Genomic DNA, 7,108 nt, shown 5'->3' with positions numbered 1-7,108 from the left:
GGCAACTGTATCGTTTGAGCGTGGTGTCAGGTGGCGGGCTGCCAGGGTTTCTGGTCGCGCAGGACGGCGTTGGCGATGGTGAGCAGCTTTCGGGCGACGGCCACGGCGATCACCTTGCCCGGCTTTCCCTTCGCGCGCAGGCGTTCCACGAAAGCCGGGCAAAGCCTGCGGTGGCTCATGGCGCTGACCGCTGCCATGTAGAGCCCGCGCCGGATCTGTCGCCTGCCGTCGCCGGTGAACCGTTGTCCACGCCAGCGTCCACTTTCCCGCGCCCGTGGTGCGAGGCCTCCCAGTGAGGCGACCGTGTGGCGGTCGAGCGTGCCCAGCTCGGGCATGTGCGACAGGAGCGTGACGGAGGTCACCCGCGCGATGCCGGGCACGGTCTCGAGCAGGTCGAGCTGCCTCGCAAGACGCGGGTGTGCGGCGACGAAGGCGTCGATGGCGGCCTCGATTTTGCGAATGCGACGGGCGATCGCCCTGAGAGAGGCCGTGATGTCGGCGCGGATCGCGGCGGTGGAGGCTTTGGCAAGCCGGTTTCTTTCCTGCGTTTCCATGCGTTTGAGCTGGTCCCTGCGTCCGGAGAGCTCCGCCAGTTCCGCCCGTTCGGGCAGGAAAACCGGAGAGGGCCCAAACGCGCGTTCCGCCCCCATCCGCGCCAGCATGCGGGCGTCAACACGGTCGGTTTTTGGGAGGTTGAGCGAGCGGGCGAAGTGCCAGGCGTGCAGCGGGTTGACCCTGTGGAAGGGAATTCCCGCCCCCAGGGCGGAGCGCAGCAGAAGCCCGTCGCAGCCGCTCGTGGCCTCGAAGACCACCATGTCTCCGCGGTCGAGTTCCGACAGAAAGCGTTTCACCCCTGCCGGGGTGTTCGCACGGCGGATGTTGCCGCGGCGCGGGTCGAAAATGTCGAGCCAGTCCTTCGAAAGGTCGACGCCAACAAAGATCCGTGTCATCCTGGGTTCCTGTCCATGTCTTCGTGCTCATGCGGCACATGCAACTGTTCAGGCTGGTCAGACCAACCGGCGGCGGCCCAATCCCATGGCCGGGGTCAATCCCCCCAGGCCGACGCACGGGCTCGCCGCCGGTCCCAGGCATACCACATTCACGATAGACAGGCCGGCGCTCCTTTGAAGTTGGGGGCATCCCGTGAGCGATGAGGTACATTGCGCCATAAAACTGCGCCACACGTTTGGCGGTGCGCCGTCCCCCGGTCCGGCGCTGGCACGGCTGTCGTTCTGCGTCTGGTATTGACCGGCTTTGACAAACCGCCTATGCAGCCTTCTGCAATATTGTGCAGGAAATTGCATGGATTTGAATATTCCGGATACGCGGCAGCGCATTCTCGGTGAGCGGCTGGGCAATGGGCGGGAGGTCGTGGCGGTGGAGGTCGCGGCGGAGTTTGGCGTGTCGGTGGACACGATCCGGCGGGACATTCTGGCGCTGGAGGCGGCCGGTTTGGCGCATCGGGTGCGGGGCGGGGCGGTGCCGGTGGCGGTTCCGTCCTCGCCGCTTTTGTCGCGGATGGCGTCGGGGGAAAGGATCAGTCCGGCGCTGGTCGCGGCGGCGGTGGAGCGGATCGGGACGGCGGCGACGATCCTGGCGGATGGCGGGGTTACGGTTCTGAGCGTAATTTCGAAGCTGCCGAAACAGGAGGGGCGGCTGGTGGTGACGCCGTCGCCCTGGGTGGCGGTGGCCTGCCATGAGCGGGGGATCGAGGTGTTTCTGCTCGGCGGCAGGCTCAATCCCAGTGGCGGGATCGCGACCGGGGATCCGGCGGTTCTGGCTGCCGCGCGGATTTCGGCGGATGTGGCGCTGCTTGGGGCCTGTGGGCTGGAAGCGGAGTTTGGGCTGAGTTCCGATGAGTTCGAGGAGGCCCAGGTGATGCTGGCCATGCATCGGGCCAGCCGGAGGAGCTTTGTGGTGACGGATGGCTCGAAGATCGGGCGGCGGGCGCGGCACGGGACGCTCGCGATTGATGAGATTGATCTGGTGATTACGGATGCGGAAGAGGCCCTGACCCGGCCTTTGGTGCAGGCCGGAACGGAAGTGATTGGGGTTTAGGGATTATGACGGCAGAGACAACGGCGTCGGGGTACTCGGCGGGGGACTATTCAGCGACGGCTCCGGCCAGGCTGGCAACGCGGCTGGCGTTTTTTGCAGCGGGGTTTGCGATGGCGAGCTGTGCGCCGCTGTTCCCGTTCATTAAGGAGCGGATTGGCGCGGATGAGGGGCAGTTTGGGCTGGTTCTGCTCTGCCTCGGATTCGGGTCGATCATTGCCATGCCGGTGACGGGTGTGCTGGCGGCCCGCCGTGGCGCGGGGCCGATGGTGCTGCTCGGCGGGTTTGGGCTGGCTCTGATGCTGCCATTGCTGGGGGTTGCCTGGAGTGCGCCCCTGGTGGGGGCGGTTCTGTTCGTGTTTGGGGCGTCGCTCGGCACGATTGATGTGGCGATGAACGTGCATGGTGCGGAAATCGAGGGCCGGGAAGGGCGGCCGATCATGTCGAATTTCCATGCCATGTTCAGCATTGGCGGGTTTTTTGGCGCCGGTCTGATGACGCTCGTTTTGTCGCTTGGGGTGTCGGTGGTGGTCGCGGCGCTGATTGCCGGGGCGGTGACGCTTGCGACGATGCTGCCGATTCCGGGGCGTCTGCTGCGGGCCGGAGGTGGTGAGCCGGAGCCGTATGTGGTCCCGCGCGGTATTGTTCTGCTGCTGGCGCTGCTGGCCGGAATTACGTTCCTGGTGGAGGGGGCGGTGCTCGACTGGGGGGCGCTGTTGATGATTGAGCGGGACCTGGCGGAGCCGCGTGTGGCGGGCATGGGGTACATTGCCTTCTCCGCCGCGATGCTGGTTGCGCGGTTGACCGGGGGGTGGCTGATTTCCACGCTTGGGGAGTTCCGGGTGCTGATCCTGGGTGGGCTGGCGACCATGGCCGGTGTGGCGACGATCCTGCTGGTACCGTGGCCTGCGGTGGCGCTGTCGGGGTTTGTTCTGATCGGGCTGGGAGCGGCGAACCTTGTGCCGATCCTGTTCAGTGCGGCGGGGCGGCAGAAGGTGATGCCCGCCGGTCTGGCCGTGGCGTCGGTGACGACCACCGGCTATGCCGGGGTTCTGATGGGCCCGGCGCTGCTCGGGTTTGCAGCGGATATGACCAGCCTGCCGGTGGCGTTCTGGCTCGTCGCGGTTCTGATGGCGGCGGTGCCGCTGACGGCCCGGTTCGTGGTACGGGCCTGATCGGATCACGATCCCTTGAGGCCGGGAAACGCCCTTGAAGGTGTCACGCATCTGTTCGAGTGTTCTGGCACGTTTTGAGCGACAGGCATTTTTTGATAAGGAGTTTTTCAGGTGCGACAGCTTGCATTCGTTTTCGGTACGGCGACGGTTTTGGTTAGCGGTGCCGTGCTGCATGCCCAGGAAACGGTTCCACTCAACAGCGCAACCCTGGCCGGGGACGAGGTGATTGAGACGCCTGCGGGCGAGATCGTGCTTGAGGACAGCTATTTCGACGGGGATGCCTCGGAGCGTCTGTTTGATCTGATGGATCTGCAACGGGCGTCGCAGCTTTACATCTGGTCGACGCCGCTGGTGAGCACGACGACCTGGCGGGATGAGCAGGGCGCGGCCTTTGGCACCGATGAGCCGGGGGCGTTTGCGGTGCTGGAGACGCTGAAGGAGAAGCGCGGCATTGTGACGGCGAACTTGACCACGCCGTATATCTTCAATTTCACCGACCTGTCGGACGGGCCGGTTCAGATTGACTATCCCGCCGGGCAGACGGCGGGTGGTGTTCTGGACATGTGGATGCGGCCGGTGTTTGACCTTGGGCTGACCGGACCGGATGGCGGTGAGGGGGCGACCTATATCGTGGTCGGACCGGAGGAGGATCCGGCACCCTATGAGGCCGATGGGGTTTACGTATTCCAGAGTGCGACCAACAATGTTTTGGTTGGCATCCGGATTCTCGATCCCGATCCGGCCTATTACGACACCTATGTCGCGGAATACCGGATGGGTACGGTTGGCAATACGGAGACGTCCACCTTTGTGCGGGGCAAGGATGTCGAGTGGAGTGCGACCGCGCCGCGGGGCCTGGCGTACTGGGAAAAGCTGGCCGGAATCCTTAATGAGGAGCCGGTGCGCGGGATCGACAAGCCCTGGATGGCGATGCTGGCACCGTTGGGCATTGTGAAGGGTGAGGAATTTGCGCCAACCGAGCGGCAGACCCAGATCCTTAAGGAGGGTGCAGCGCTTGGAGAGCTGATGACGCGCAACCTTCAGGTCAATCCGCGCTACACGGATGTCTGGTGGGAGGGTACGTCCTGGTACAAGAGCTTCGATTTCGACATTCCCCAGGAAACCGACACGGTTCAGCAGTTCGACGAACGCGCAACGTGGTTTTATGAGGCGGTTGCCTCAACCAAGGGCATGGTTGATCCGCAGCCGGGGGGCGGGCAGGTCTATATGACCACCAAGCGGGATTCGAATGGTGACATGCTGCGGGCTGACCGGAACTATGTTCTGCATGTACCGGCGGATGTGCCGGTGGCGCAGTTCTGGTCCCTCACACTCTACAGCGAGGAAACGCGGCGGCCCTATGACAATGGTGGCACGGAGATTTCCGATGTGAGCCTCGACAGTCGCATGGAGCAGTTGCAGTACAATGACGACGGGTCGGTGGACCTGTACGTTGGACCGGATGCGCCGGAGGGGCTGGAGACAAATCACATGGCGACCGTGGGGGATGACGGCTGGTTTGTTTATTTTCGGCTTTATGCGCCGGAGGAAGCCTTCTTTGACAAGACCTTCTCGTTGCCGGATTTTGAGCCGGTCGAGTAGGGCCCGGCGGACCTAGCCCAGGTCCGTCCGTGGGGGCGGGCCGGTTGGGGTTTCGCGGTCGGTGCGGGCTTCGCGGAACTCGCGTTTCTGCTTTTCGGCGCGTTCGGAGAGTTTTTCGAGCGCGCTGTGTTTGCCCAGTGAGATGGCGGCGAGCGAGCGGAGTTTGCGGATCTTGTCGCTGAGCGCCTCGCGGCGGGCGGCTGCCTCGGACACGCGGTGGTCGGCCCATTGCAGGCGCAGGGCGAACTGCGAATAGGGCATTTCGGAGAAGTCGCCGTCGGTCATGTCCTGGGCGATGATCTTCGACATCTCGTTGATTTCCTGCTCCAGCCTGCGGTCCTCGGCCAGGGCGGATTCCAGCACGGCGAGGTCACGGGCTTTCTGGGCGTCGGCAAGCGCCACGAGCTTGTTCAGCTGATCGGATTTCATTGCGTGTCACCGTTGCGTTTGGCCGCACGCACGCTGTCGGCGAAGCGGATGGCCGCAGCCACGGCGCGGTACTGGTCGGGCATGATTTCGTGGCCGATTTTGATGGTGGCGTGCAGGGCGCGGGCGGTGGGCGGATCGTCGTGGATCGGGATGTTCGAGCGCAGACCGATTTCGCGGATGCGCAGGGCGATCTCGTCCACGCCCTTGGCGACACAGACCGGGGCCGAGCCCTTTTCGCGGGACCATTTCAGGGCCACGGCGTAGTGGGTCGGGTTGACGATGATCACGTCGGCCTTCGGCACGTCCAGAAGCATCTGGTTCATGGCGATGTCCTGACCGCGCTGGCGGCGCTGGGCCTTCATGTGCGGATCGCCTTCGGAGGCCTTGTGCTCGTCCTTGATGTCCTGATGGGACATTTTGAGTTTGCGGGCGTGGTCGAATTTCTGCCAGATCCAGTCCACCGCCGCGATGGAGACGGAGATGGCACAGATCACGCCCATGATGACGATGAGGGTGTCGCCCATCATCGCACCGGTCATCATCGGGTCGGCCCGCGACGCGCCGATCATGCGGTCCATGTCGCTGCGGATGAACAGGAACAGGGTGACCATGATCGCGATCAGTTTGATCAGCGATTTCAGGAAGGCCACGAGGCCGGTGGGGCCGAATTTCTGCTGGGCGTTTTTGATGATCGAAAGTTTCGACAGTTTCGGCTGAAGCTTGTCGCCGGACAGGGCGACGGCCTGCTGGGCCGCGACGCTGGCGATGACCGCCACGATGGGCACAAAGAAAAACGGGGCCATGGCGAGCAGGGCCTCGGTCATGATGTCTGCCATCAGGCCGGGGCCGCCGGGGCCGAGCACCTTGCCGAGCAGTCGGTCGGGGCTGTCGATGAAGATCATCAGGGTCGAGGCGGCCTCGCGCACGGCGAAGGCGCCGGTGGTCATGACGACCGCGAGAAAGCCGATATAGGTGGCGGCTGCGGTGACGTCCTGGGAACGCGGGATGTCGCCCTTTTTGCGGGCTTCGGCCAGACGTTGCGGCGTCGGGTCGAAGGTCTTTTCACCGCCTCCGCCGGATTGATCACTCATCGCGGTGTCGCCAGGGGTTCAGAGAGCACGAGATCCATTTTGCCGTTCCAGTAAGTCAGGATGACCGGAGCGGACAGGAAGAAGATGAGGATTGTCGCGCCGATGATGGCCGGGGCGCCGATCAGGGCGACCATGAGCTGGGGCATGGCGCGGCTGATCGCGCCGAGTGAGATGTTGTAGGCGAAGGCCGCCAGAACGAAGGGGGCGGCGAGGGAGAAGCCGAGTGCGAAGGCGTCGGCAAATTTTGCGGTTCCCCAGGTCACGACATCCTCGGCCGGGAGGCCCTGGCCGATGGGCAGGATCTCGTAGGACTGGGCCATGGCCATGGCGGCTTTCACGTGCAGGCCGCCGACCACCGCGAGGGTGATGCCGCCCAGCATGAGGATGTTGCCGATGACCGGCATGGGGTCCATGTTGTTGCTGCCGAAGATCTGGGCCAGCGAGGTGGCCTGGCCCGCGACCGATCCGGCGTATTGCAGGGCCCAGACCATGAAGCGGATGGAGATGCCGAGCATCAGGCCGATGATGGCCTCGGTGGCGATCATCAGGTAGAGGGGGTTGTCGAACTGCGGGTCGGCGAGGCCGCCCACGAGCATGGGCCAGATCACCAGGGCAAATGCGAAGGTCACCGCGAGGCGCACGCGCATCGGGATGGACTGCTCCCCGAAACCGGGCAGCAGGAACATGACGCCGCCGACCCGGCAGAACACAAGCATGAAGCCGACGATGCCGGCCTCCGTCATGTCCAGGATCTCC

Annotated in this window: 7 protein-coding genes; 3 read left to right on the top strand and 4 right to left on the bottom strand. The window is 64.4% G+C overall.

Annotated elements, in window-relative coordinates; translation table 11 throughout:
- Window positions 1-26: 26 nt before the first annotated feature.
- Window positions 27-950, bottom strand: a complete 924-nt coding sequence (locus ACP15P_RS12670) for an IS110 family RNA-guided transposase (protein ID WP_424928833.1) — start codon at window positions 948-950, stop codon at window positions 27-29.
- Window positions 951-1,302: 352 nt separating this feature from the next.
- Here ACP15P_RS12670 and ACP15P_RS12665 point away from each other — a divergent pair, with 352 nt between their 5' ends.
- The 3 genes from ACP15P_RS12665 (at window position 1,303) to ACP15P_RS12655 (ending at window position 4,832) form a co-directional block, all read left to right on the top strand.
- A complete protein-coding gene (locus ACP15P_RS12665; protein WP_424928832.1) occupies window positions 1,303-2,058 on the top strand; it encodes a DeoR/GlpR family DNA-binding transcription regulator in 756 nt (251 codons plus the stop codon).
- Between the two features lie 5 nt (window positions 2,059-2,063).
- Window positions 2,064-3,230 (top strand): MFS transporter, encoded by a 1,167-nt coding sequence (locus tag ACP15P_RS12660; RefSeq protein WP_424928831.1) that lies wholly within the window; start codon window positions 2,064-2,066, stop codon window positions 3,228-3,230.
- A gap of 111 nt (window positions 3,231-3,341) precedes the next feature.
- A complete protein-coding gene (locus ACP15P_RS12655) occupies window positions 3,342-4,832 on the top strand; it encodes a DUF1214 domain-containing protein (protein ID WP_424928830.1) in 1,491 nt (496 codons plus the stop codon).
- A 12-nt stretch (window positions 4,833-4,844) separates the two neighbouring features.
- On the opposite strand, the gene ACP15P_RS12650 is transcribed toward ACP15P_RS12655, so the two are convergent.
- Genes ACP15P_RS12650 through ACP15P_RS12640 form a run of 3 tightly spaced genes read right to left on the bottom strand, consistent with a single transcriptional unit; the run spans window position 4,845 to window position 7,095 of the window.
- Window positions 4,845-5,261 carry a hypothetical protein gene (locus ACP15P_RS12650; RefSeq protein WP_424928829.1) on the bottom strand — a complete coding sequence of 139 codons (417 nt, stop codon included), beginning with the start codon at window positions 5,259-5,261 and terminating at the stop codon, window positions 4,845-4,847.
- Window positions 5,258-6,352 carry an EscU/YscU/HrcU family type III secretion system export apparatus switch protein gene (locus tag ACP15P_RS12645; RefSeq protein WP_424928828.1) on the bottom strand — a complete coding sequence of 365 codons (1,095 nt, stop codon included), beginning with the start codon at window positions 6,350-6,352 and terminating at the stop codon, window positions 5,258-5,260. Before ACP15P_RS12645 ends, ACP15P_RS12650 begins: the two co-directional genes overlap by 4 nt.
- Window positions 6,349-7,095: a flagellar biosynthetic protein FliR gene (locus ACP15P_RS12640; RefSeq protein WP_424928827.1), complete on the bottom strand. Its 747-nt coding sequence runs from the start codon at window positions 7,093-7,095 to the stop codon at window positions 6,349-6,351. Before ACP15P_RS12640 ends, ACP15P_RS12645 begins: the two co-directional genes overlap by 4 nt.
- Window positions 7,096-7,108: the final 13 nt, after the last annotated feature.

Origin of the sequence: Amaricoccus tamworthensis, from assembly GCF_049800875.1 — a bacterium.
In the GTDB taxonomy this organism is placed as follows: domain Bacteria; phylum Pseudomonadota; class Alphaproteobacteria; order Rhodobacterales; family Rhodobacteraceae; genus Amaricoccus; species Amaricoccus tamworthensis.
Note: the sequence above shows the minus strand (reverse complement) of the source record. Positions and strands in the feature narration are given on the sequence as shown.

Coding starts and splice junctions, on each gene's coding strand:
- ACP15P_RS12665 (WP_424928832.1), top strand. CDS start 1,303: ATGGATTTGAATATTCCGGATACGCGGCAGCGCATTCTCGGTGAGCGG.
- ACP15P_RS12645 (WP_424928828.1), bottom strand. CDS start 6,352: ATGAGTGATCAATCCGGCGGAGGCGGTGAAAAGACCTTCGACCCGACG.
- ACP15P_RS12640 (WP_424928827.1), bottom strand. CDS start 7,095: ATGACGGAGGCCGGCATCGTCGGCTTCATGCTTGTGTTCTGCCGGGTC.
- ACP15P_RS12660 (WP_424928831.1), top strand. CDS start 2,064: ATGACGGCAGAGACAACGGCGTCGGGGTACTCGGCGGGGGACTATTCA.
- ACP15P_RS12670 (WP_424928833.1), bottom strand. CDS start 950: ATGACACGGATCTTTGTTGGCGTCGACCTTTCGAAGGACTGGCTCGAC.
- ACP15P_RS12650 (WP_424928829.1), bottom strand. CDS start 5,261: ATGAAATCCGATCAGCTGAACAAGCTCGTGGCGCTTGCCGACGCCCAG.